This window comes from Lysinibacillus sphaericus, assembly GCF_002982115.1.
Lineage (GTDB): Bacteria > Bacillota > Bacilli > Bacillales_A > Planococcaceae > Lysinibacillus > Lysinibacillus sphaericus.
On the sequence record NZ_CP019980.1, the window covers coordinates 2,590,015 to 2,614,733 of the forward strand.

Annotated in this window: 31 protein-coding genes; 9 read left to right on the forward strand and 22 right to left on the reverse strand. The window is 34.7% G+C overall.

The window, feature by feature from the left end; translation table 11 throughout:
• Nucleotides 1-25 precede the first annotated feature (25 nt).
• The 6 genes from LS41612_RS13100 to LS41612_RS13125 form a co-directional block, all read right to left on the reverse strand.
• Nucleotides 26-1,285: a polysaccharide deacetylase family protein gene (locus tag LS41612_RS13100; protein WP_024361894.1), complete on the reverse strand. Its 1,260-nt coding sequence runs from the start codon at nucleotides 1,283-1,285 to the stop codon at nucleotides 26-28.
• Between the two features lie 390 nt (nucleotides 1,286-1,675).
• Nucleotides 1,676-2,512, reverse strand: coding sequence for a D-alanyl-D-alanine carboxypeptidase family protein (locus tag LS41612_RS13105; protein ID WP_024361895.1), 837 nt, complete (start codon nucleotides 2,510-2,512; stop codon nucleotides 1,676-1,678).
• A gap of 122 nt (nucleotides 2,513-2,634) precedes the next feature.
• Nucleotides 2,635-3,246, reverse strand: a complete 612-nt coding sequence (locus LS41612_RS13110; protein ID WP_024361896.1) for a histidine phosphatase family protein — start codon at nucleotides 3,244-3,246, stop codon at nucleotides 2,635-2,637.
• 57 nt (nucleotides 3,247-3,303) lie between these two features.
• On the reverse strand, nucleotides 3,304-3,720 hold the full coding sequence (locus tag LS41612_RS13115; protein WP_036204887.1) for a DUF3995 domain-containing protein: 417 nt from the start codon (nucleotides 3,718-3,720) through the stop codon (nucleotides 3,304-3,306).
• 115 nt (nucleotides 3,721-3,835) lie between these two features.
• Nucleotides 3,836-4,348, reverse strand: coding sequence for a TetR/AcrR family transcriptional regulator (locus LS41612_RS13120; protein WP_024361898.1), 513 nt, complete (start codon nucleotides 4,346-4,348; stop codon nucleotides 3,836-3,838).
• Between the two features lie 624 nt (nucleotides 4,349-4,972).
• Nucleotides 4,973-6,661 carry an AAA family ATPase gene (locus tag LS41612_RS13125; RefSeq protein WP_024361899.1) on the reverse strand — a complete coding sequence of 563 codons (1,689 nt, stop codon included), beginning with the start codon at nucleotides 6,659-6,661 and terminating at the stop codon, nucleotides 4,973-4,975.
• Nucleotides 6,662-6,754: 93 nt separating this feature from the next.
• On the opposite strand from LS41612_RS13125, the gene LS41612_RS13130 reads away from it, so the two are divergent.
• A complete protein-coding gene (locus LS41612_RS13130; RefSeq protein ID WP_024361900.1) occupies nucleotides 6,755-7,183 on the forward strand; it encodes a hypothetical protein in 429 nt (142 codons plus the stop codon).
• A 126-nt stretch (nucleotides 7,184-7,309) separates the two neighbouring features.
• Here the strand turns inward: LS41612_RS13130 and LS41612_RS13135 are convergent, their stop codons facing one another.
• Genes LS41612_RS13135 through LS41612_RS13145 form a run of 3 tightly spaced genes read right to left on the reverse strand, consistent with a single transcriptional unit; the run spans nucleotide 7,310 to nucleotide 7,949 of the window.
• Nucleotides 7,310-7,492: a hypothetical protein gene (locus tag LS41612_RS13135; protein WP_233433794.1), complete on the reverse strand. Its 183-nt coding sequence runs from the start codon at nucleotides 7,490-7,492 to the stop codon at nucleotides 7,310-7,312.
• Nucleotides 7,493-7,536: 44 nt separating this feature from the next.
• Nucleotides 7,537-7,716: a hypothetical protein gene (locus LS41612_RS13140; RefSeq protein ID WP_036204891.1), complete on the reverse strand. Its 180-nt coding sequence runs from the start codon at nucleotides 7,714-7,716 to the stop codon at nucleotides 7,537-7,539.
• A 47-nt stretch (nucleotides 7,717-7,763) separates the two neighbouring features.
• Complete coding sequence (locus LS41612_RS13145) at nucleotides 7,764-7,949, reverse strand: hypothetical protein (RefSeq protein WP_024361901.1); 186 nt, start codon at nucleotides 7,947-7,949, stop codon at nucleotides 7,764-7,766.
• A 504-nt stretch (nucleotides 7,950-8,453) separates the two neighbouring features.
• Between LS41612_RS13145 and LS41612_RS13155 the strand changes: the two genes are divergently transcribed.
• Nucleotides 8,454-8,831 carry a VOC family protein gene (locus LS41612_RS13155; RefSeq protein WP_024361903.1) on the forward strand — a complete coding sequence of 126 codons (378 nt, stop codon included), beginning with the start codon at nucleotides 8,454-8,456 and terminating at the stop codon, nucleotides 8,829-8,831.
• 423 nt (nucleotides 8,832-9,254) lie between these two features.
• Here the strand turns inward: LS41612_RS13155 and LS41612_RS13160 are convergent, their stop codons facing one another.
• Nucleotides 9,255-9,941 carry a DUF1963 domain-containing protein gene (locus LS41612_RS13160; protein ID WP_024361904.1) on the reverse strand — a complete coding sequence of 229 codons (687 nt, stop codon included), beginning with the start codon at nucleotides 9,939-9,941 and terminating at the stop codon, nucleotides 9,255-9,257.
• 310 nt (nucleotides 9,942-10,251) lie between these two features.
• Here LS41612_RS13160 and LS41612_RS13165 point away from each other — a divergent pair, with 310 nt between their 5' ends.
• Together LS41612_RS13165 and LS41612_RS13170 are read left to right on the forward strand one after the other, a co-directional pair.
• Nucleotides 10,252-11,034 carry a hypothetical protein gene (locus LS41612_RS13165; protein WP_024361905.1) on the forward strand — a complete coding sequence of 261 codons (783 nt, stop codon included), beginning with the start codon at nucleotides 10,252-10,254 and terminating at the stop codon, nucleotides 11,032-11,034.
• 142 nt (nucleotides 11,035-11,176) lie between these two features.
• Nucleotides 11,177-11,407 carry a hypothetical protein gene (locus tag LS41612_RS13170; RefSeq protein WP_024361906.1) on the forward strand — a complete coding sequence of 77 codons (231 nt, stop codon included), beginning with the start codon at nucleotides 11,177-11,179 and terminating at the stop codon, nucleotides 11,405-11,407.
• A gap of 190 nt (nucleotides 11,408-11,597) precedes the next feature.
• On the opposite strand, the gene LS41612_RS23185 is transcribed toward LS41612_RS13170, so the two are convergent.
• On the reverse strand, nucleotides 11,598-11,771 hold the full coding sequence (locus LS41612_RS23185) for a hypothetical protein (protein WP_158694861.1): 174 nt from the start codon (nucleotides 11,769-11,771) through the stop codon (nucleotides 11,598-11,600).
• A gap of 296 nt (nucleotides 11,772-12,067) precedes the next feature.
• Between LS41612_RS23185 and LS41612_RS13175 the strand changes: the two genes are divergently transcribed.
• The 3 genes from LS41612_RS13175 (at nucleotide 12,068) to LS41612_RS13185 (ending at nucleotide 15,419) form a co-directional block, all read left to right on the forward strand.
• A complete protein-coding gene (locus LS41612_RS13175; RefSeq protein ID WP_024361907.1) occupies nucleotides 12,068-12,940 on the forward strand; it encodes a DMT family transporter in 873 nt (290 codons plus the stop codon).
• A 36-nt stretch (nucleotides 12,941-12,976) separates the two neighbouring features.
• On the forward strand, nucleotides 12,977-14,305 hold the full coding sequence (locus tag LS41612_RS13180; RefSeq protein ID WP_024361908.1) for a histidine--tRNA ligase: 1,329 nt from the start codon (nucleotides 12,977-12,979) through the stop codon (nucleotides 14,303-14,305).
• Nucleotides 14,306-15,116: 811 nt separating this feature from the next.
• The gene (locus tag LS41612_RS13185; RefSeq protein ID WP_024361909.1) at nucleotides 15,117-15,419 is read left to right on the forward strand and encodes a hypothetical protein; all 303 of its coding nucleotides are present in this window, start codon (nucleotides 15,117-15,119) and stop codon (nucleotides 15,417-15,419) included.
• A 287-nt stretch (nucleotides 15,420-15,706) separates the two neighbouring features.
• Here LS41612_RS13185 and LS41612_RS13190 read toward each other — a convergent pair whose 3' ends face one another.
• From LS41612_RS13190 to LS41612_RS13200, 3 genes are all read right to left on the reverse strand, one after another.
• Nucleotides 15,707-16,180, reverse strand: coding sequence for a hypothetical protein (locus LS41612_RS13190; RefSeq protein ID WP_024361910.1), 474 nt, complete (start codon nucleotides 16,178-16,180; stop codon nucleotides 15,707-15,709).
• Between the two features lie 195 nt (nucleotides 16,181-16,375).
• Nucleotides 16,376-17,311, reverse strand: a complete 936-nt coding sequence (locus LS41612_RS13195; protein WP_024361911.1) for a PD-(D/E)XK nuclease family protein — start codon at nucleotides 17,309-17,311, stop codon at nucleotides 16,376-16,378.
• Between the two features lie 11 nt (nucleotides 17,312-17,322).
• Nucleotides 17,323-18,063, reverse strand: coding sequence for a sulfite exporter TauE/SafE family protein (locus LS41612_RS13200; RefSeq protein ID WP_024361912.1), 741 nt, complete (start codon nucleotides 18,061-18,063; stop codon nucleotides 17,323-17,325).
• A gap of 93 nt (nucleotides 18,064-18,156) precedes the next feature.
• Between LS41612_RS13200 and LS41612_RS13205 the strand changes: the two genes are divergently transcribed.
• The gene (locus tag LS41612_RS13205) at nucleotides 18,157-18,660 is read left to right on the forward strand and encodes a hypothetical protein (RefSeq protein ID WP_024361913.1); all 504 of its coding nucleotides are present in this window, start codon (nucleotides 18,157-18,159) and stop codon (nucleotides 18,658-18,660) included.
• Nucleotides 18,661-19,054: 394 nt separating this feature from the next.
• Here the strand turns inward: LS41612_RS13205 and LS41612_RS13215 are convergent, their stop codons facing one another.
• A complete protein-coding gene (locus LS41612_RS13215) occupies nucleotides 19,055-19,303 on the reverse strand; it encodes a hypothetical protein (RefSeq protein ID WP_024361915.1) in 249 nt (82 codons plus the stop codon).
• A gap of 247 nt (nucleotides 19,304-19,550) precedes the next feature.
• On the opposite strand from LS41612_RS13215, the gene LS41612_RS13220 reads away from it, so the two are divergent.
• A complete protein-coding gene (locus LS41612_RS13220; protein ID WP_024361916.1) occupies nucleotides 19,551-19,745 on the forward strand; it encodes a hypothetical protein in 195 nt (64 codons plus the stop codon).
• A gap of 103 nt (nucleotides 19,746-19,848) precedes the next feature.
• Here LS41612_RS13220 and LS41612_RS13225 read toward each other — a convergent pair whose 3' ends face one another.
• The 7 genes from LS41612_RS13225 to LS41612_RS13250 form a co-directional block, all read right to left on the reverse strand.
• Nucleotides 19,849-20,802 (reverse strand): Rpn family recombination-promoting nuclease/putative transposase, encoded by a 954-nt coding sequence (locus LS41612_RS13225; RefSeq protein ID WP_024361917.1) that lies wholly within the window; start codon nucleotides 20,800-20,802, stop codon nucleotides 19,849-19,851.
• 74 nt (nucleotides 20,803-20,876) lie between these two features.
• Complete coding sequence (locus LS41612_RS23190; RefSeq protein WP_158497877.1) at nucleotides 20,877-21,044, reverse strand: hypothetical protein; 168 nt, start codon at nucleotides 21,042-21,044, stop codon at nucleotides 20,877-20,879.
• A 104-nt stretch (nucleotides 21,045-21,148) separates the two neighbouring features.
• Nucleotides 21,149-21,838 carry an ABC transporter ATP-binding protein gene (locus LS41612_RS13230; protein WP_370510643.1) on the reverse strand — a complete coding sequence of 230 codons (690 nt, stop codon included), beginning with the start codon at nucleotides 21,836-21,838 and terminating at the stop codon, nucleotides 21,149-21,151.
• Nucleotides 21,839-22,450 (reverse strand): hypothetical protein, encoded by a 612-nt coding sequence (locus tag LS41612_RS13235; protein ID WP_024361919.1) that lies wholly within the window; start codon nucleotides 22,448-22,450, stop codon nucleotides 21,839-21,841.
• A 176-nt stretch (nucleotides 22,451-22,626) separates the two neighbouring features.
• A complete protein-coding gene (locus LS41612_RS13240; RefSeq protein ID WP_024361920.1) occupies nucleotides 22,627-23,409 on the reverse strand; it encodes a hypothetical protein in 783 nt (260 codons plus the stop codon).
• Nucleotides 23,399-24,214, reverse strand: a complete 816-nt coding sequence (locus LS41612_RS13245) for a hypothetical protein (RefSeq protein WP_137034859.1) — start codon at nucleotides 24,212-24,214, stop codon at nucleotides 23,399-23,401. The genes LS41612_RS13240 and LS41612_RS13245 overlap by 11 nt, the downstream gene beginning before the upstream one ends.
• 81 nt (nucleotides 24,215-24,295) lie before the next feature.
• Nucleotides 24,296-24,697, reverse strand: coding sequence for a hypothetical protein (locus tag LS41612_RS13250; RefSeq protein ID WP_024361922.1), 402 nt, complete (start codon nucleotides 24,695-24,697; stop codon nucleotides 24,296-24,298).
• Between the last annotated feature and the right edge of the window lie 22 nt (nucleotides 24,698-24,719).

The following is a 24,719-nucleotide window of genomic DNA, read 5'->3' on the forward strand; positions in this document are numbered from 1 at the left end:
TATAGAAAGAACTTCATAGAATGCATTATTGTAATATGTCACTTACCGTTACACATTCATAACCTTGTTTCTGTAAATAAAGAATAACATTTTCGAGCCCGTTGGCTGTCGTTTGATGAATATCATGCATTAAAATAATACTGCCATCTTTGACAGATGCTTTGACATACGTTAATATTTTATCGGCATTGCGATGCTTCCAATCGAGTGTATCAATCGACCATAAAATAGAAGGCATTGGAATAACAGAGCGCACTTGGTCATTTGTCGCTCCATATGGTGGGCGAAAAACAGTTGGATATTGACCAATAGCTGCGTAAATGGCGTTGCTTGTGCGATCCACTTCTTCTTTAACGCTTGTTTTCGCTAAATTAGTTAGCTTCGGATGATTCCATGTATGATTGCCAATTTCATGACCATCCTTATACACTTGCTCTACAATTTTAGCATTGCTAGAAGCATTTTTCCCAACCATAAAAAATGTTGCTTTTACATTGTATTTCTTTAAAATGGCTAATATTTGTGGCGTAACTTTCGCATTCGGTCCATCATCAAATGTTAAAGCCACCCGCTTTTTCGCTCCTTTTGCTACTGGTACTCCTTGGTTGTAAACTTTATTATTTACGGTTAAGTCCGTTAGCTCTGAAGCCTTTATGTACCCTTTTTGATTGTCAGCTTCCACATACGCCCAGCCTGCTACTATTGTATATTGCTGCACAATGGTTTTATGCGCTAGTGTGCCTAGCACTTCACCGCCTGGGCTCGCAGTTAAATGAATAATAGCCCCTTTAGGTGCATTTACCTGCTTTTTTGTCGCAGTTGGTTTTTTCAGCGCATTTGTCGCGACATAGCCAAATTCATGTCCATATTGCACATATGACCAACCACCAGGTGCTATGCCATACACTATTAACATACTATTTTCATATAGCTGTCCAACTTTTTGTGCACTTGGACTTGGATAGGACAATAAGTTTAGGCCGCCTTTTTTCGCCACTACAGCTTTTTCTGGCGTTAGCTCTGCTAATGTTGAGGCTTCCACATACCCCTCTAACTGTGCCATTCGGATATGTATCCATTCCTCATTGAAAGCTGAGGCTTGCACAAAATTGCCTTGTTTAATATAGCCATTCACCTTGCTTTCTGTGGAAGCCTCTTCATACACCGTCGCATCCTTTAGAACTTGTTGGATAGCAGGCATACTAGCTTGAGCGGAAACATGATTCCCAATAGCCATACTACATAAAAATGCCCATAATAACGCAAAAGGTAATAATTTTTTCAATATTCTACACCGCCTTTTTACAATCACTGATGTCGTCTCCCGTGTAAAATATATACAAAACATAGGATTGAAATCTGATAATGTTATTATACCAGAAAATAGTAAGAATCAACTAGATTTGCTAATTGAAAAGTTCTGTAAGAATGATTTTTGATAATCCACATCGGCGGCATACTGTTAAATTTCTTCTTATACTTTTGCAAAAACTTTATTTGAGATAATGTAATCTTATCCATTCAGAATCTAAATTTCACTGTATTTCCATGCATACGTTAATCGCTAGCTTGCTAACCTTCACAGCATCCCCAACATATGTGCCAATCAACAGCTTCCAAGTGGTTTACTCTACTTTTGGTGCATAAGCCGTTCAGCTTGCTATGCCATATCTTCCTATAGTGCTTGATATGCAGCCATTGCATCTTCAACATGTAAAGGTGGCGTCCAAACATGCCCTTCCGCATTTGTCGTAACAAAAATATACACTTCGCCATTTTTTTCAATTAAAGAAGCTAAGCAAAGCCCTGCTTCAGGTGTATAGCCGGTTTTGCCACCAAGAATGGCACCTTCGACCCCATCCATTTTTGAAAATAAAGTGCTAGCAATCGTTAACTCATTTGGCACTTGCGTTGTGTAGCTTTTTGTCGTCATAATCTTATAAAAAGTAGGATTTTCAATCGCATATTGAAAGAGCTTGCTAATATCACGAACACTCGATATATGTGCTGGATCATGAAGCCCACTAACATTTTCGTAATGAGTATCATTTAACCCTAATTCAAGTGCTTTATCGTTCATCAGTTCCACAAACGCTTTCTCACTCCCTGCAATGGCCGTTGCTAGCGTGGCTGTTGCATCTGCACCTGATGCAAGTAAAGTACCGTATAGTAAATCCTCGATCGTTACAAAATCACCTGCCTGAAAGCCTGCCATCGAAGCATTTTGCGCAGTATATGTTGCAATTGTTTGTGGTGTAACCATCGTTTGCATTTGAAGATCTTTACTCGCCTCAATCGCTACAATGGCTGTCATAATTTTGGTTAATGATGCTGGATAGATAATAGCATCCGCATTTTTTTCATATAACACCTCTCCGCTATCGTTTACCAATAAAGCATTTTTACTATGTAACGAAGGTAGCTCAATATCCACTACTTGTTCTTTGGACTTATTCGTATAGAAAAAAAATGCGATGACACCAATACAACAAATTAATACAAACTTTTTCATAAAAAAACGCCTCCCACACATTATAATAGGAGGCAATTATGAATATTCCTGTAGGATATTTATGAAGAAATTCTTAAGGATTGCGCCAATATTTCGCGTTACGTAATAAAAGCTACTATATATCAATAAAAATCATCGAACGCTAGAGAAATGTTTTGGATTTTCTTATCGGATAATTTAAAAAATACATCCTGTGATACATCTAACTTTAGTGCATGGTCCTTGGCTAATCCAGCATAAATGCCCCGTAAAATCCGCCCAGTTAGACCATGGGATATGACAATCACGTTTTGTTCATCTTTTACACTATCGAGCCAATCAGTCAATCTAGCAACAACCGAGTCGTAACTTTCTCCATTCGGTGCATTGAAATACCAATTATAATGGTCTGTGTTTTCTAAAAGACTTGGCCAAGACTTTTCAATTTCTTTTATTGTAAGCCCAGCCCAATCTCCAACAGCCACTTCGGCTAGTCGATGATCCTTTACTACATCATTAAAATCATAGCCTATCGTTTCGCAAATAATTTCTGCGCTCTGCAATGCTCTTCCTAAAGAACTTGAAATAATTTTCCAATCTTGAGGATTGCCTAGTAAGCTTTTTAACATAACTGCGTTTTGTTGAACTTGTTCGATGCCAACATCGGTTAAGGGTGAATCCAACTCGCCTTGGTATCGTCCTTGCGTATTAAAAACCGTTTCTCCATGACGAAGTAAATAAATAATTTGCCTCAATCCCGTTCCTCCTCTATCTCTCTATTGCCAATTGCTAGTCAGATTGTACAAGCAAAGTTAAAAAAGTACAAATAAATACACTAATGAAATGAAGAGACAGAGTGGGCTATACAACCATGTATCATTTCTTGCAAACTGTGAATGTTTTATTTTTTTAAAAAATCCTACATATTTAAAGTCGCCTATTGCTCGTATCAAGAATATAACTGCACAAACCGTACAACCAAGTGTAAAAAAGTTAAATTCTTGCACATTCCGTAAGTAAATCCCTTTTATTAAGAGTAGGAAAGCTGCTACCACAAGAAGGAATGCTACTAATAACGTTCCTATTTTACGAGGAACGAAAGCCGGTTCTTGGCTGCCTTTCTTTATAGGGAGTACCACCATCGCACCCCAACGACCACCAAATGCCCAATAGACGTGTATTATGCTTATCAAAAACAGAACACATACAACGAGTAGTAAACTAATCATTACCTATTCCCCTCCCACTTTGTATACTACATACTAAAACATACGATAACGTATGTTTTGGTCATTTATTTGTCCCTTAAGTTACTCAACTGCAAGGGACATGTTTCTTTTCTTGTTATATCTTTAGTAATAGTTCAAGCATTTTTCCTATCGTAAAATTAGGATTTTCTGTAAACCTTGTCATCCACCCTATATACGTTAAATAAGCAAGTCTTGCTCTTTCGACCGCTTCTAATTCATCACTTCCTTTTTTTTGATATAAATGAGCAATACAACGAATTCGCTGTTCCTCAATGTCGACTAACCGCTTTGCAACAACTTGGTTATATTTAGCCCAAGTATAAATGCCTATTTCAATTTTTTTATCACTACTAAAACTGATTGTAAAAAGCTCTTCTAATGACGAATCTTCCTGCTCCATACTATGAATAATGCGCTTTGTAGCAACCATTTCCCAATAATTGAACATAGCATCTAACAGTTCTTGATGGTCACGAAAATGGTGATAAAAACTACCTTTACTTATGTTCAGTATACGTGCGAGCGTTTCAATACGAACTTTATGTATGCCTGCGTCCGCTAATTGATGTAAACCAGCCTTTATCCAGTCTTCTCTTGTTAATTGCATCATTTCACCCTCCAACATACGCTATCGTATGTTTTCAACAGAATATAACATATTGTAAATTTTGTCAAACAACATTGGTACAGAATTTAAATGAGGATGGGACATAACTAAAAAATTTAAGGAACAGAGGAAAGGTGTTCGTAAATTTTCCCTATTATAGGAACTTGACTATTTAAAAAAAATAGAAGTGTTCACTAGTTGTTGGTAGCGAAGGCGGTGACTCCTGCTCAGAACGCATACAATGTAAGACGCGGGCATTTCGCGCGTTAGCGAGGGTTGCGGCTTACTGTGCTGAGCGGAAAGCACGCCGAAGCGGACAACAACGGCGCAGCAAAAAAGTGTTAGATTGACTGCATCAATCTAACACTTTTTCTCTTTTGTCCCAGCCTCATCGCATTCATATAAATAGCTAATCTTCTTTCTTACTACCCTTGTTGACATTGATGTTGTTATTAAAGGTGATTGTAATGTGTAAAAATGTTGGTAAAACACACCCAAGTAACAATAGTAACGGCACTATTTTTTTCATCAAATTCTCCCTACTATATAAAAATCATCTATTCACTATATGAATCGTTCATAGTGAATATGATGAATGCTTATAGGTCGTCAACTTCCTAGCTATTAAAACGTACTATCAAAAAGATTTTCCGCAATCGCTTGTTCAATATCTGAAGCCGTAAATTCCATCAGTTCATTTCTTGTAATAGTAGGCTGTTGGATTAAACGATTCGACTGGATTGTTACCAGCTTTTCAAAGACATTTCGGATATAACGTCCATTTGAAAAGTTCGGGATGGATTCAACAGGAATTTGAGTTAATTGTGCTTTCATATGGTGGGTAAAGGTATCACCATAACGATAATCGTTATTTTTACAGAGCATCGCAAAAATTTCATACAGCTCGTCCGTAGTAAAATTATCAAACTGCACAAAATGATTAAAACGCGATTTAAAACCTGGATTGGCTTGTAAAAATGCCTCCATCAGCTCGGTATAACCAGCTACAATAATGACTAAATCATCCCGTAAATCCTCCATTGCCTTTAATAAGCTATCAATGGCCTCTTTACCAAATGCATCTTGTTTATCATGAATTAATGAATAAGCCTCGTCGATAAATAACACACCACCGGTCGCTTTTTTCACTACTTCCTGTACCTTTAAGGCGGTTTGACCAACATAACCTGCTACTAATCCCGCTCGATCGGTTTCAACAAAATGCCCACTAGACAATACACCAAGATGTTTGTATATTTGCCCAATAATGCGCGCAACAGTCGTTTTGCCTGTTCCAGGGTTACCGGAGAAGACTAGATGATACGTAATTGGAAAACTCGTTAAGCCATGATCGACACGTAAACTTTGAATTTTAATGAAGTTGATTAAATTATGTAATTCCTTCTTGGCATTCGGCAGCCCGACAAGACCATCTAATTGCGCCTGTAGCTTGTTAATCTCTCTCTCTACTTCAGGCGTAATACGTAAACGTTCTCCGTGGATAAACTCCCCGCTATAGATAATTTTACCAGCCTCATTATAATAATCCCCGCGACCATGCTTTTCCCCATTTACAAGGTCGCCAATATAAGATGCCTGTCCATTGGCATAATAAAGAGTGCCTTTCCCTGTCATCGCATCCTCTTTAAATTGACCTTCCGCTTCTAGCACACCCTGTCTTGAATACACTTTTCCTTTACCATGCTTCATATCTTCAAAAAAATACCCTTCATAGTAAAGGGGTGTTAAAGCAGATTCAATTTCCACTGTGCTTGGTGTTTCGGGGGCATAGTACAGCTTCCCTGCCCCTTGCATATGGTTCCACATAAAATCGCCTTCATATTGTAAAAAACCACTTGGGTAATATTGTGTACCTTTCCCTTTTTTCATGCCATGTACAAATTCACCTTCATAATGTGGTCGATTTAAATGCGGATATTGCGCCCGTATTTCTTTAAAAGGTGCAATGACAGTCTCTTCAAAATACAAAATACCATAGCCATCCATTAAATCATTACGAAAATGGCCCTCGTAATAAATCTTTCCATCTTTATATAAAATACCATTGCCTTGTTTTTTATTTTGAATAAATTCGCCTTGATAAATCATTTGTCCCTTTAAATACATGATGCCGTTACCTTGCTTCATATGGTTAACAAATTCACCTTCAAATAATCGTTCACCTTCTTGATCAAAAATCGTCCCCTTGCCATCGTATATATCATGACCAAAATCATTTTTCTTAACGCCACCACGGTACATTAATGTCCCATCTGGGTAAAAAAGCTCTTTTTCTTGATGATTATCGTTCATTTTATTGCCATCCTTTATCATTTCAGTATATGCTCAATTATAGCGTGGAACAGAATACATATGTGCGAATTTTTAGAATTTAAGGAGAACAACATGAAAAAAAGATATAAAATACTTTTCACGATTCTATTACCCCTTATCATCCTTTATGTGGCGACGACTTTACTTACTCGAGATTCTACTTTTAATAAGGAAGTAATTGAACAACTCGATATTGAACAGATTAAGGAAATTGAAATTATCCGAGCATCTGATGAGAAAACAATTACAATAACAGAAACAGCGAAAATCGATGAAATGATGCATTTGTTCGAAGATAAAGCGATTCGCAAAGTGCTTTTTGCCAAGTCTGACGTAAAAGAGGCATACTGGTTAACATTCAAGATTAATGATAATCGTGAAATCGGCATACGGATTGATGATTCAACCCACCTTTTTGTATATTTATATGAAGAAAATTATATGAAAGACTATAAGCTATTAGATAAATTGGACACGACGTATATTGAAAAATTATTTTAATAGAACATAAAAATTAGCAAGAAGACCTAGTAACAGGAACAGCATATGTAGTAAGACGCAAACTGCGCCATCCAAAATATTGCGTCTTACACTGTACCTTAATATTTCCTTATTGACGTGATTAAACTAACTGTTTAACCATCGTGAAATAGCTACTTCCAGGCGGATAATCTTTATTTCCCCAACAACTAGATAACCTCTTGCTTCATCAAATGTTCGCGCTTGAAAATCATAGGTAGTTAACAATGCCTTTTTAGCGCCCATTTTGATTGCAGTGGCTTCTGCTTGTAAAAGCAATTTTCCACCCAAGCCCTGTTTTCGATACTCCTTGCTAAACCAAAACTTATTGATTTCTAACCAATCCCAATAAACCTCTCGTTGGAAACAATAATATTTAAAGGCTGCACTGCACCCTTCTTTCGTATTTCTTTATGATAAGATGAATGTTCATCATTAAACTCTCTTAACTTAGTATTTAGAAATGTAACAAATGCTTCATGATTTTCTAATAAAACTTCTACATTGTCATTCATCTTTTACACCCCAACTTAAAAAATAGTGGCAATTGCGGTAACACCTATCATTCTTTACGTTTCTTCATTGCCACGACCGTGACCATAATGACGCCCAATTTTACTATTAAAATAAGCACGTAGATACTAAAAGAAATCATCGCTGGCAACAGCACCAACCACCACGACCATGTTATAACCTCTGTTAGCTTGAGCACAATAAAAATAACCGTTAACACTTCTGCGATCCCCATGTTGTCACCACCATTGCTACTTATTATTGTAAAAAGTATAACCGTTTCCCTTTGTATTTTGGCATTGTATGGAACATAGCTTGTAAAAAAATCGTTTGCATTCTATAGATAGGAGGTACTGTATGGAAGTAAATTCAAATCTAGCATCCATGGTACTATTCATTTGCACGCTCCTTTTATTTTTTATCATCAGTTCATCTGCCACATATTTAAATTTTTTTATAACTTACTTTCATTTTCACCCTTTAAGCGCTGTATTGCTTATGACAATCACTTGTTTTTTTCTAGCGCTGATTGGTTTGAAAGATGTCAAAAATATACAGTCATTATTTTTAAGCTTTATACTAATCACATTAACCCTGATTTTTGCAGGAATCATCTCTTTTACATTATTCATTGGGCATATGTTCAGCTAATAGCCCCTGTTGTTTTAAAAAGACTAGTTTTAGTCTCCCTTCTATTCATTTACAATATAAGCGAAATAGACAAAAAAGGAGCTTGCAAATGAAAATTACACAGCTAGATCATTTAGTTTTAACTGTAAAAAATATTGAAGAAACATGTACTTTTTATCAACAAATATTAGGAATGGAAATCGTGTCATTCGGAGAAGGAAGAAAGGCACTTCGCTTTGGCCAACAAAAAATAAACTTACATGAAGTAGGTAAAGAATTCGAACCTAAAGCCATTAGACCTACATCAGGCAGTGCTGATTTATGTTTCATTACGGAAGTACCTTTACCCGCTGTCATAAAACATTTACATCAATTTGCTATTCGAATAGAAGAAGGACCAATTAATAGAACAGGAGCTATTGGCCCCATTACTTCAGTCTATATTCGTGATCCTGACAACAATTTAATCGAAATTGCTAATTATTAATTTGAGGATACAAACAGAGGTATTTATGATACACAGAGTACACCGGAAGATAATGGCTATGCTGATATAGTTATAAGGCCAATCCTTTATTTCAAATATTGATTAAATCTTCAACTTACAATGACTTTAAACAGCACAGGAAAAATGAGCTTGGAAATGATTGTCCTAGCTCATTTTTTAACAAAGGACAAGTTGTTCTCTTTTTCTATAGTTACACTTTGTTTTACTATAAAAGCATAGTTATAGTCTTCGTCCTCACCCATTCACCACTGTAAGCTCCCAGGTAGTTGAATTCTCCATTGCGGATCATAACTCACAACCTCCTGTTAAATGGTCAACTGGCTTATTTAGCAAAATTCTAATATCGAAGGATGTCCCTCATCTTTTCAATCTTAGGGACTCTTGACACACCACACTCGAACATTAATAAAAATCACAGTACACAATCCAATCCCCTTTTTCTGGATTGTAGAAAAAATAAAAACTACCACTATCTATAATATTGAAGCGAGCCTTTTCATCAGAACTTATTTGAAATATAAATGGGTATTCTTCCCCGAAAGAAACGCCACTTTGAGTAAAAGAAGGATACCCGCCAATTTTATGCGTGGCATATATTTTTTCAACAATGTCATCGTAATATTCAATGTCCTCCTCAAATTCAAGCCGTAAAATTTCATTTTCAATTGCTGGGGCAATACTATCCGAATCTTCCCAAGCAGGTGCATCATTATTAATGAATACAGGGGTTAAAGGAAAAGGCTTTATTTTCTTAGATTGTTTATTTACCTTTTGTAATTCATCCAGTTCCGTATAACAATTGATCTTAAAAAATGAAACTAAATCATCTCTATCTAGATTATTGAATACATCGAAGTCCATATATAGGGTTAATAATTGATAACTTGTTAATTCCTTTGGTACATAAGGTAAATTATATAAAAACATTGTACAAATAGGGTCGAAATTAGATGGAATAGTTTCTCCTTCTTTTTCCCATACAACTTTGCCAATCCAACTTTCACCTAATTCCTCTGTTGGTCGGTATCCTCCTGTTTGAAAGATAGTAGCCTTTTTAAATAGTGCATGTTTAATTTGTGCAATATTCAATAATTTCTCCTCCTAGTATGTTTGTTACCTATTATATTAAATATCCTAAAAATTCAAAAAGCCTTTTTACTGTTGTCTAACTATCCCGCTTCTGTAGAGACATGAAAAAATTTAATCTAAATGTTAATAACCTAAATATTAACATTTATCAGTATTGCATTTCCATTTATTGTTTTACAGTGATAAAGAGGTACTTATTAAATACTAAGTATCAATAAATAAAGTAGTAAAGGAGGTTTCTTGGTCGGAAGCACTCAATTTATCATCGAGGTAACTCGCACAAAGTACGTATATACTAGGAGGAAGATACATGACAACTCAACTAATTCGAGAAAAATTTTCGTTTGCAGATTTACCAGCAGTGAATTCAAGTTATGACAAAGTGAGAGAAGCATTCAAGGAAAAATTCAAAGTCAACCCTGATGGAATCGCCGTCAATAGTGAAACGTATTTTAAGGGGGTTAAGCCTGCAATCACTGAACAATATGGTCACCCATGTTTCAAAACACTTGGTGATTTTTCTTATACAAAAGGAGATGGGGCACCACCTAAGTCAATCATTGTTGGGAGCAATATTGCAGTAAATCATGGAGATGAAGCAGCTACGATGACTTTAGAAGTTCAAGGTAGCTGGCAAAGTCAACAAACATGGTCTTCTGAAAGTACAACTGGGTTAAATTTTTCCTCCAAATTTACGATTGAAGGAATTTTTGAATCAGGCATGGAGTTCTCTTTTAGTACGACTACAGGAGAATCAAAGAGTGAAACAGAATCTAAAACAGCCACAGCAAAAATTGAGGTGACAGTACCCCCAAGAAGTAAGAAGAAAATTGTAATTGTTGGTACATTGAAAAAAGAGACGATGCATTTCCGTGCACCTATTTTTGTCAACGGCATGTTTGGCGCAAATTTCCCAAAGAAAGTACAAGATCATTACTTTTGGTTCCTTAATGCAGCCAGTGTCCTAAAAAATACTTCCGGTGAAATAACTGGAACAATTCGAAACTCGGCTGTCTTTGATGTGCATACGGAGATTGGTCAAACAGAACCATTAACAGTTGAAGAATTAAACGAATTCATGGCATTAAACTAAATAGCTGGAAACTTTATCGGTGGGATCCTTCAACCCACCGATTTTCCATTAGTAGCCACTATCACCTTAGCTTCTTAGTTTACGATAATCGCCTTGTTATGCTATGATTTTTTTGTATTTTTAAGCATAAGGAGGAGAGATTATGTCAAAAAACACCATGATATGGACCATTATTACTGCTGTTCTGACTGCTATTGTATACATAGATGGCTATTACTTGTGGGGTATCTTTTTTGTCACTATTCCTTTAGCGGTTGTATCAGCTATCATTTCGATGGTTGTTACATATAAAGAACAACGACCTGTCTATATGCTTGTAAATGTATTGTTCAATTTTATTGCGATTATTGGTTTTTTTGTTTTACACAAATAACTTGACGGTAATAGCTATTTTAGCGCGTACACCCACTCGTAGAATTTAACTACTGCAGTTGATTTCCGCTACGTGCGGACGCTTCTCATTCATCATAGCGTTAGCCGCAACCCTCTGCTTGTAAGCGGTTTGGTTGCGGCTAACGCTGTGTGTATTTTCCCTACTCTCCGCTAAAATCTCATGACCTTTTTCAGAAGAAGGTTAATCCTTTCCGTTCTTTGTCTACAAACATCATATACTCACCTACTCCAACCGTTCCAAATGAATCCTCATCAGCGCCATTAATTTGCCATATTCTATCAATTTCACCCTGTCTATTAAATGTTTGTAAAACAGTTAGCAAGAAGCTTAACAATTTCTCCAATGTATATCAAAAGCGCCTCTATACCAGCGTTTCTAATCGTTAAATTTTATCGTCCCTCCATCACTTTTTCATAAATGTTTACGGTGTCCGCACAAATTTTGACGGTCTCCGAAAGCAAAAATTTCGGAATCCCACCATTGTAATGTCGGAATTTGTAATGATAGGATTAAATTAACTCGAGGGTATATCTATTGCTGTTGCAGCAAACTTATGAAATATACAGATTCTAGCGATTAACAAAAATTTACATTGCTATTATTTTTCATCTTTCCATAAATTCGTGAAGGAAGGTTCGTGTGAGAGATTTAAAAAAGGGCACTATTTATGCAATTATTTCAGCTTTATGCTTTGGCATAATGCCTATTTTCGCAATAAAAGCATATAGCTTTGGTATGTCCGTTTATACATTACTCGTTTTAAGATTTTCAATAAGCTCTTTATTATTTTTTATATTTCTAATATGGAAAAAAACAACGTTTAAAATAGGCAAAAAGGATTTCAAGTTACTTTTTCTATTAGGTGGTGTGTTATTTACACTGCTTTCAGTCTTGCATTTTGAATCATTAAAATATCTAACATCATCGATGGCCGTCTTATTATTATTTTCATTTCCTATATTTGTATCAATTTTTTCTTTTTTTATCTACAAAGAAAAGTTAAAGATACAATCAATCATCGCTTTATTATTCACCTTTATTAGCATGATTTTTTTATTAGGGGTTTCTTTTCAAGGTATAAATATGAAAGGTGTAGCTTTAGCGTTACTAGCAGCTATTGTCTACGCACTTTATATGATCCTTGGAAAAAAAGTCACTGATAATAACTCCCCAGTCGTAACAAGTACGTATGTTACCTTATTTGCTGCACTAGGTGTAATTTTAATTGGCCTAATTAGAAATGAACTACATTGGAATTTTACTTCAAATGCATGGATTTACGTATTCTGCATTGTTGTTATTTCAACTATTATTGGCGAAATAACGTTATTTAAATCTCTACAGATTCTTAATTCAACAAATGTTTCTATGATAAGTATGGTCGAACCGATATTTACTTCTATTTTTGGCTTACTATTTTTGCAGGAAGTTATGCAACCGCTTCAATTATTAGGAGGCTTATTTATCTTAATCGGATTAACTTTTTTAATATATTTTCAAAACAAAATTTAGTTCAATTCAATTACTCATCGAAAGGAAGATTCTAACATGGTTTTAAATCTAAGTGAACAGAAACTATCCATTCCTGAAGGAACCGAAGATGTTTTAGGGCTTGATATGAGATATCGAGAACACATCATCAATATTATTAAAGAAGTATATGAAAACTATGGTTTTAATCCACATAAAACACCTATTTTAGAATACTTAGAGACATTTAACGGACACCACGGAGAAGGAGAAAAGTTATTTTTTCATATAAAAGATAAAAACGACAAGGATTTAATTGCTCGCTATGATTTAACCGTTCCACTGGCTAGAGTAGCAAGTATGTATCCAGATTTACCAAGACCTTATAAAAGATATCAAATTGGTCCCTCTTTTAGAGATGACGAGCCTGGAAAAAGTCATTTTAGAGAATTTACCCAATGCGATGCTGATATAATTGGCGCAGACAGTTTATTAGCTGAAATCGACATTACAGTAATGGCACATGAATTACTAACTATATTAGGCATAAAAAACTTTGTTTTAAAAATAAACCACCGACTACTTATACAAGCTTTAGCACTGAAAGTCGGTTTGCAGAGCAAAGAAGAGCACCTCGGATTACAAAGAGCTTTAGACTATGCTGATAAAGTGTCTAAAGATGGATTACAAGGTGTTAAAAACAAACTATTAGAAAATAATATTCCTTTAAATATCGCAAATCAAACCCTAATGGAAATTGAGAGTTTTGCTAACCTTTTAACGCAATTTGATGATTTACAAAATCAAATCAATCAAATTGAAAAGTTCTTTGATAACTGCCCTTCCGCAGCAAAGGCGGCAGCCGATTTGAAATTTATCATGTCTTATTTGCCAAAAAATGTTCAATCCAATATAAAAATAGATTTAACATTAGCAAGAGGAGCCGATTATTATACAGGTTATATATTAGAGGGCGTTGCAATCGATACTGAAATCGGAGCAATTTTAGGCGGTGGGCGATACAATCAGTTAGTTTCAGCTGTTGGCAATGCAAATGAAGCAGGCGTTGGCTTAGCCTTTGGTTTAGAAAGACTGTTATCCGTTTTGAAAAGCTTAGATTATATTGATAAAAATATCGAGCTACCTTCCAAAATATTGTTAGCTAATACCAACGTAGAATTCCATCCAAAACTATTTGTGATTGCTCGGGAATTAAGAAAATACTATGATGTGGATATTTATTATAATCAATCTCCATTTGGTGACATCGTCCATTTCGCTCAACAAAATAAGCATCAAATGATTATAGAACTTATTGGAAAACAACCATTAATTCACGCTGTCATAGAGAATGAGACCATGCAGTCAAAAGTGACTGATATTTTAAATAATTTAGACTGTATCTAATGATAACTACAAGATGTTAGGAACACGATTGTTAAACAACTTTTCTTGAACGCCAATTACTAAACATCCCCCCATGGAAATATTGATACTAGGATTGTTACGTTAACTTTTGCAAGACGTAGCAATCCTATTTATATGTCGTAAATGTCAATTCATAACCAAAACTTCACAAGGCATACTAAAGTTAGCCATGATTATTAATTAGCCACTTTTGCCGTCATTCACTGCGTAATTCCACTCATTTGGTATAACATAATTCTTTAAAATTACAGCCCTTACAGCGCCATTCATCCGTCGTTTGCTGAAAGTCTTCAATATCCACTGGCTCGTTCGTCAGAATATCTGCTTGAAACTTAATTTAAGCTCTCATACAGGTTCTGAGTAAATCAAAACCTTTATGTAACAACGGTTTTCAATTATAGCATTATCATTATTAATCGCTAACTGTTACTGTAAATCGTTTTTGGTCGCTTTTTAATCACTTATTTTATAACGAAAGACCATTCATTCTCTCGGAGTGTTCTGTTCTATTAGCGTTACTCACGCCCCTATAAATTCAGTGTTTTTGATATTTCTAACAAATTTAAATATATTAATATCGGAATTAAGAAAAATTAAAATGAGGTTTCAAAATGAACAAACTAGAACAAACAACCCAAGAATTACTGAAAGTTGGTTATACGCTTGAGGAAATAATTGAACAAACTATTATGCAGCATGGAACCGCTAACTAATTAGTTGTCTGTTTTTTTATATACTTTCCACTCTTTATTTCCTACAATAGGAACAGAGAAGGAGGATAAACAAACTCATGAAATTAAACAATAATATCCATATGAATAAATTCCGCATAAGAAGATGGGTAAACTTGCACCGTGAGCAAGAAATCCTTATTACAAGTGAACATTATAATCGTTTGGGTGATATAGGATTGCTGAAAATTATAAAAATAGCTTCATATAAAGATAAAATCATTTCATACGACCCGCAATTATTTGAGGTTATGCAATCTAATGTTGACCCTACATCACTTTCAAAACTTACTAGAGACTACACACAATACACTAGAGAACGTTATTTAAATAATCAGAAAAAATCAACTCATTATATTTGAAAAAAAGATTGAGGCTGAGACATAACTAAAAAAATTTAAGGAACAGAGGAAAAGTGTTCATAAATTTTTGCTATATGGAGCAGAAAGCACCACCGAAGCAGACAACAACGGCGCAGCAAAAAAGTGTTAGATTGACTGCCATCAATCTAACACTTTTTCTCTTTTGCCCCAGCCTCTAGTTATTTATTTTGATGACTTAATAATAAGTACTCAACTTGTGTTTTATGGGCTTGATTAACGTTCTGTGTTGCACTAATTTATACTGCACCAGTGATTTCTTTATAAACTCAAAAACTATTTACCTCAGCTATTAAACTGTCTACAAATTCGTTAATTTGTTCCATTTTTACTTTTAGACATAGTGCAGGACCACTTTCTGATGCTCTATGACTATTCTTCTCCCCTGCATCTAATACAAAAATTAATCTATAATAAGGCTCCCACTCATCCCTTTCATGTTCGGGTACTTGAAGAAAACCATATCCAGGATAATAATAATTACCAAATAGAGGAATGTGATAAATACACAAACCTGGATCGTGAGGCTCTAGCATACTTAGGTGCATAATATCAATTTGTTTTAAATCATCTAATAACCTTAAGAAATCTCTTTTTAAGCAAGCGATTTCTGTATGTACCTCTGGAAAAGCAGGTCCGGACCGGAAATGAATGTAGAATTTTACACTCTCATCATTAACTAATTTTAAATTTATTTCAACTTCACAGCTAGGTTGACCACCATAATCTTTTAATAAAGCCATAAATAATTCCCCTTTACCCTTATTAACATTTGGTTATACTAGATAAAACACAACAATCTACAGTTACTATACCATGGCAGCCGAAATATAAACTTTAAGATTATCCAGGAGCAACTAGGTCACTCATATATAAAAATGATGCGTGCGACTATTTAAATTAATTGGTCTCTTGCGGTCACTCGCTCCATATTCCACTCATTTGGTATAACATAATTCTTTAAAATTACAGCCTTTACAGCGCCATTCATCCGTCGTTTGCTGAAAGTCTTCAATATCCACTGGCTCGTTTGTCAGAATATCTGCTTGAAACTTTTTCATTTCCAGTACACTACGTCGAAATGTATGTAAAATAGTGTCCATATCAAATGATGTAAATGTATATTGTTTTCGCTGCCCCGTTAGTAAATATTCATTGTATACCTCAATTTTCTCTAACATTACCCCGTATTTTTGTTGGACGTAATAGGCATAGAGCGCTAACTGCTGACGATCATCATCGGATTTTCCTCCGGTCTTCCAATCGATAATAATCCATTTATCGGCCATATCATCGTAATAATGAAAGTCCATCACCACAAAAACCTGTGTATCCTCAATTTTCATTGAGCGAAACTGTTCGGGTTCGCCAATCCGTAATGAACCTGTTTGCGCAGTTATTTGCATAAACGTCTCACTTAGAAGAAAGTTTGTAAAAACTGCTTCCAACCTACTTTTATAGTCTGTTATCAATTCAGCATTTAGTTGACCATCATAGTAAATTTCCTGCATCATGTAATACTTATTAGGCTGATGTCGCCACAAGTCTCCATGACGGGTTGAATCAATAAAGGCGGCATTTAGTTGACCACGAGCACGATTAACAAGCTCCGCAACTGACGGCACTGCCCCCGTTTGCAAATAATCAATAATGGTTTGTTCGATGAGCCGGTGAACAATTTGTCCAAATAAAATAGGCATCGCTTGCAACTTTTTTAAGCGATACACATGCTGATGAAAGGGCTCAACTTGATAGCTCAACCAGCCATTATGAGCAAAATAATATTCATATCCATATTTTCTGGCGCAGCTCGTTAACGTTTTATGGCGTGAAAGTGACCAAGAAAAAGCTGGAAATGGTGATATGTCAAACATGGAAACCCTCCTTATAACTGGTGGAAGAAATCATAACAAAGTTGCAAAATCAACACAATTGTGACAACGCGTAACAGAATTTTTACTTGATTCGCTTTTACCTTAGTAGCTAGGATAATGCCTATTTGTGCACCAATAATGGAACCTATCATTAAGACAATTGTTAGCGGCCATTCAATTTTTCCCGTTGCAATATACGTAATAGCTGCCCCAGCACACATGGCAAAAACGCCTACACGAGACAAACCTACTGCTTTTATATAGGAAAGTTTTTCATGGGCATAAGTATATAACGCTAACGTACTACTACCCGGACCAAATAACCCATCATAAAATCCTACCCCAAGCAAAATGGGACCTGTTTTTCGATTCATTTTAAAACTGTCCACTTCACCAAAATCAGCCCCACCGATAAAGGACATGATTAGTGCAAAGCCTAATAAAATAATAGCAATTAGTGTTAACGTCTGACCATTCAGAAAGGAAGCAAAAAGCCCACCTAATGTTCCCCCAATTAAAGATACTAGCAAAACGGAACGCATTTCCGCCCATGACAATTCCTTTCTTCTATAAATCGTATAAAAGCTAGAAAAAGCACTGACCATATTGGAAACTTTATTTGCCCCAATCGCTGAGTGAACCGGCACGCCCATCAGCATCATCGTTGGCAATGTGATTAAACCCCCACCGCCGACTAATGTACCAATTAGATTTCCTGCAATACCGATTACTAAAAATAAAACGTATTCCATCTAATCCTTCTTTCTACATCCAAATGATGTTAATCTTATGTTACAGTATAACAGAATCCTATTTTGAAAGATGAACATATTGAGGTGATTTTCATGCATGCACAACAAAATACACCCATGCCGAGGCTTTGTAAACAACTAACGATTGTTGTAGCAACCATTTTTACTGCTGGCATTACTGCAACGTTAATTCAATATCGTAAGCTCCCCTCATCCATTCCTGTTTTACAAAGCTTTACGACTGACCATGCACAGTTTGGCCCTAAAATCGCCATTTTCTATTTACCCTTTGTAGCGTTAATGCTTTTTTTACTTTTACACTACTTAGAAATAAAGGCTGCTTATCCAGTAGTACGAAAACACAAGCCATTCCTTTCTCATCTGGAGCGACAAAATGGTATGATTACTTTTTGTCTTATTAAAAACAGTATTTTGCTATATTTTACATATTCACTTTTTAATGATTTAACAGTGGCAATGGGACATCATCGTATTTTACAACAATGGCATGCATATGGATTTCTTGCTTTGTTATTCGTTATCTTTATCGCCGGCATTATTCGCGGGCTATTACTTCAACATAAAGCAAAAAGCTAGCTGCACACAAGTATAGGTGCACTAGCTTTCTTTCTATATCCATACGCCACTATTTGCTAGCTGAATGCTGCAATTTTATCATGAAGTAAAAGTCATTGAAATCTATTTTTCAATTAATCTGGAGGTGTTATCAATTAAAAACTGTTCAAAAAAGGATAGCATAGTAATGGCATCTGGCTTATTCTTTATCGTTTTTTTCATTAAGTTAATTAAGGATTTAAATGATTTAAGTGTACTTAATTTAGTAGCCTCTATTCTTTTGGCAACAATATTTGCGGTAATATTTTTTATTCTTAAATATCCATTTAACAGCAAATAATCTCATTTTATACGATAATCAACCATAAAAAAGTCGATTGCATCCTAAAATTTTGGACCAAACGACTTTTACAATTTATATTACATCATTCATTTTCTTTTTATTGTGGGAGAAGATACTTTCAAAATATAAATTCATTAATATCAGCCCTAATGCAAAAGCAATAAGACCTCCACTAATAAATGCAAGTAACAGTTTATAAAATAATCCAAAGTCAGCTGTATATTGATAATAATTTAATATTAGAAAAATGCCTATTGTGCCAATAATCGAAGTAAAACTAGAAATACAATATGCCCATATAAATTGTTTTCTACTGTACAAAATATTCCCACATCCTTTCAATGTGCTTGTATATATTAGAATGAGAAAAATAAAGCAAAAATATGCATTTTATAAACATTTATTTGAAAATAACAAAGGTTTGTTTTTATTCTAGAAATAGAAAGAAGCAGTACTTAACGCTCCCCCAACAAATTTTCCGTTTTTTGTACTGGGTTTCACAAATTACGGAAAATAGATTATACTGGAACTAACTATTAACAATCTTATTCAAAAAGGGGAATCTCCTATGACAGAAAATAATCAGACAGAAGCACCAAAAAAGAAAATGAGTCTGCAAGAAGCAGTAAAACAACAACTAGAAAATAAAAAGAACAAAAATGCTGCGACTAAAGGGAAAATGAATGGCGATACTTCTACAAAAAAAATGAAAAGTCAGCAAACTAAAAAAGCAAGTAATACGCGTAGAAAAATGGGCGTTTAGTGGACATAGCACGCTAGATCAACAATCATTGATAATTCCAGATCCACTATAAAAGAAAAAGCATTCAAGGAACGGCTATGTTCCCAGAATGCTTTTTCTCTTATTAAATCTCTTGGCGTAAAGATTGAACTTCTTCTAGTGATAAGTTTGTTAACTCGATTATCTCTTCATTGCTGTTACCTTTTCTAATCATCTTTCTTGCAATGCCTTCTATACCTTGTTTCATTCCTTTTTTCATGCCTTTTTCTATGCCCTTTTCCATGCCTTCCTGTTCTGCATGATATTTTGCATCTTCGATATTAGCAGCTTCATCTAGCATATATTTGACCCTTGATTGATAAGCAAGAATGGTTTCGGGATCTTGACTAATTTCTTGCCATGCTTGAAACGCTTTACGTATGTTTTCATCTGTCATTGCGATGTCCTCCAATGCATTGTATATATCTTGACGAACTATCTTTTTACTGTCATCTACCATACCTAGCAACAGTAACCACCTGTCTAATTTATTAGAAGGATGTTGTTCCTTTGCCCATGCCTTCAAAAACTTATCCATTTCAATAAAATGAATTTCTAACACATTATCTTGTATACGTTGTAAAGAAATATCGTCATATAAATGATAGGTGCTATGATAATGGGCTGCATTTGGAAAAAAAGTAAAATCACAAATATTAATTGTAATGGTCGGGTTCAATGTATGGTATCCCTTTCCCTTTTGTAACTGTAGGTTGTACAATCTTGACCAATAAAATAAAGTACGTTTAAACATGTCTTTTTTATTGGCTAATTGGATTTCGATATTTATGAACTCTCCATATTGTGTTTTGACAACAATATCTAAACGGCATTGTTTATCCTCTATATATTCGCCACTGACTTCTTGAGTAATAAAAGTCACTTCATTTATAGGTACTCTGCCAGTACGTTGTAAAATAGCATTTAACAATGCGATTGTTAATTGCTTATTTCGTTCACTACCGAAAAGTTGCTTAAAAGCAAAATCGATCTTTAAATCCAATAATTTTAAAAGCGGAACTTGACTAAGTGTATTCAAATTATCATTCACCTCTGTATCGTTTGCTCTCAATGTTCTCGATTACTAGCTTGAACAGTTAAGACAAAGACGTTTTACTGAACTGAACGAATATTTGTATTAATCATAATTCGTAATAATATCGTCGAACAAATTATTATTCCCGCATACGGGTAAAATAACGGTACATGAATAAAACCCATTAAAGTCAAAGCAATGATGACGCCACAAAGCACTAAAATTAAGGAAAGAATGTTTTTCATTATTGATTGCCCCTTTCTGTTTTGCTTGCATTGATTCTGTTACTGCTAGAGTAACTTGCCCATAACCGACATTTCAACCGACAATATTTTTGTCGGTTGTCGTTCTATAGCGGAAGTACATCCTCATCTCTATTGCTAAATTTTGTAACATTCATTTTTTCTAATTTTTTATTATTGAATTCAAGTACCTCATCGCATATCAATTCAATATCTTTTGACATATGGCTCGTTAGAAGAATCGTCACACCTTTGTTCTTCAGTTCAAGTAATAATGTACGAATCTCTCGCACACTCGTTTTATCTAATCCGTTAAATGGCTCGTCAAGGATTAATAAATCAGGATCCTCCATAATAGCCTGAGCAATCCCTAATTTTTGTTTCATACCTAAAGAGTACTTTTTTACAGGTTGTCTACTTTCAGGATTTAGCCCTACCTTTTCAAGTGTAGACTTAATCGTTGCATCATTTATTTTATTTTGTATTGCAGCTAAATAGCGTAAATTATTAAAACCAGAATAGTCATCAAGAAAATGAGGCGTTTCTATCATGATGCCTGTATTTTTAGGAAAGTCTATTTCTTTTCCGAGCGTTTGTCCAAATACTTTTATTTCACCACTATCAGGGGAAAGAAAACCACTCAGTATTTTAAATAAAATAGATTTACCGCAACCATTATGACCGATAAAACCATACGCCTTACCCTTTTCCAATGAAAAAGATACAGCATGAAAAATGCACTGCTTTTTAAAAGTTTTTGAGATATTTTTTACTTCTACAATAAACTGTTGCATCATTTAACCCCTTTCCGAAAAAATTAACATATTTTTTTGGCTAGAAATGGAGAGATAGATCACGCTTCCTCCTATTACCAGTAACTGTGTTATCAAAAAGCGTATGTAAGTTACGTAATCTACTAGTATATTTGCAACAAATGTATGCTGTCCTATTATTATTGGGAAAACTAATTGTAAAAAATAGAGGATAACTACAAAAATAAACCCACTATTTAGTCGGTTAAATTTAATTGATACCGCAAGTTGCACACATGCAACACAAAAAGTACCGATAAATTGTCCAACAAATGCAGGAAGTATTAGCTTTAGAAACATGTTCTCTTGGGGGATTTCTATACCTGAGAACAGTGATTCAGTAATTGGCATTGAATGGTCATACAGCGTAAACGAACTAATCCATAATATGATTTGATAGACAAATAACACCAACCATAGTACAAAAGCGAGGGATACAACATGCGAAATAATAAATAGGTATCGCTTTTCTATTCTTAGCATACTAAAAATAGCTTGCTTCCCCATCATATGCGCTATGTATACATCTACTATCATGGCAATTCCAAAGTAGGGAAGCAATAGAATGAGGATTTGTATAACATGTAGCTTCTCCATTTGTATCATCCCTATACATACTAAATAAACATCTATCGCCGAATAGTTAGTATACCCCTGGTTATATAAAGTATGGAAAATCAAGGTTGCTGTTATCCAGCCTAAGAAAAGGAATACTCGTTTAGAGATAAAACGAATATTGTATCGTATAATCGACAACAAATGGAAAAACAACGTTATAAATTCACCCCCTTAGATAGACGCAACGCAAGAAAAAGAAGTCCAATACTTAAAAGACTTAGCGGAGCCTGTGACCTGAACAGCTGGAACAAAATTGAATTATCTTGCGGGTTCAAATAATAGATATTTACAAAACTTAAATCTAAAATATTCAAAAAAGGGATGTGATGAAAATTTACAATAGCATTAAAAAGCAGGAGAAAAAACATGATGCTCACGCCTAACCTACTGGATTGCCTTTTCGTTATACTTTGCCAATACAAATAAAAACTCCCTAGAAAAATAATTGTCATAAAAAACTTTATCGCAAAAAAGCTACTTATAAGCATCGGTGACAATTCCAAAGGAAAAAACGTATAAGGATCAAGTCCGAATGCGGTTTCGTTGCTCCATGCAAATGTTCCCCCAAGAATTAAAATAGCTTCTATAATAACAACGACAAAAACATAGATAGTTAGAAAGAAGCCATATAAAATCATTGTTTTAATTTGAACTTTTATTATCGTAGCTTTTGTAAGTAACCTCCCCGCACAATAACGTAGGTTTCCTTCATTTGCAAGATCATATAGAAAAATAAGAAACACAGGCATAATGAATAAAAAATAGAGATACCTATTGCCAAAGATAAAAAATAGACCATTCCAATTGTTACTATCAACTGACCAGTCATTCATCAGCAAGACTATGAGGGGAAGAATGAGTAAATAAATTAAAATACATAGAAACTTTCTACTTTTTAAAATTCTTTTACAAGTGATTTTAAAGAAATTAGATACCATTTTTTAACTCCCATTGTCTATTTAAATAAAATGCTACTGTTCCTAAGAAGATTAAAAATAGATGCATCATCACTACATCATTCCCTTGTAAGTCTATACTTGACATGACGTAATAAATTTTAGTTAATGCGAATTTTTCTAGTCCATTAAAATTGGAAATAAAAATATCAAATGTTAAGTAAAGGGCAAAAGAAATAGCATAAACGTAAACAATTTTTGAAAAGAAACTTGTTATCCCCATAGCAAAAATAGCTATCGAAAAACCTAAAGAAAAATGCAAGGCTAAAACAAACAGAATATAAAACAAAGGAGTCGTAGCAAATAAATCTCCTAATAATCCGTCTGGTTGAAATTCAAATGGATAGAGAATTTTATTTTCGAAAAATGCACTCGTCCCTAAGAAAAAAAGAGCATTTGGTATAAATAATGCCAAACCACCAGCAACGCCATTGGCAAATAATTTAGTAAAACGATATTTTATATGCCCCATACGGATAACAGAAAAATAATGAAAATGTCCTCTTTTCTCATCTACAAAAGAGGCAGCGTAAGGATAGATGGCGGCTAATACAAATACTATTTGTGTATAATGGAAACCATTCAGCCAAATATGAAATGTATTCCCCCCTACTTCAAGAAGATGTTTTAGGCTTTCAGGTGTTAAGTCATTTGCATCCCTATCAATAAAAAAGTGTGAACTTAATAGATAACTATAAGCAGAAAAACAGGATAAAATAAACATAATTATAATAACTAAAACCATTCTTTTATTGAAGACAGCACGCCTTAATTCCCTCCTCAGCATAATCATCACCACCTATTTAAAAATAGTAGGCAAAAAGGTTTTCCTCCATGAAAATATGGAGGGAAACCTTTTTGTTAGATTCTAATAGGAATCAGGATTCCAGGCCCCCCTGACATTGTACCGATTATACCAACTTCCATCATCTGTTTGTATGCCCATCCGATATTGATGATTTTGAGCCATTCCTAGATTATTCAATAAACTAGAAGTAGCACTACGAGTTGTCAAAGTTGAGCTTCTGGCATCACCATTGGAATTAACAACTCCAAATTTTGTCCGTACACTCGATTCAATAAAATCCACTCTTAAAAATGGATCTTCGTCTTTTGTATACTTGTACGCTGGAGAAGTATAGACTTTTCCATTGAAAAGACCTGTATTCATATCAAAACTAAATTTAGCATTATATGCACTTACTCCTGTTACCCCCAAAAACATCATTACAGATACTCCTAATACTGATAAAGCTCTCTTCTTATTCATGAAAACTCCTCCTTATTAGCTC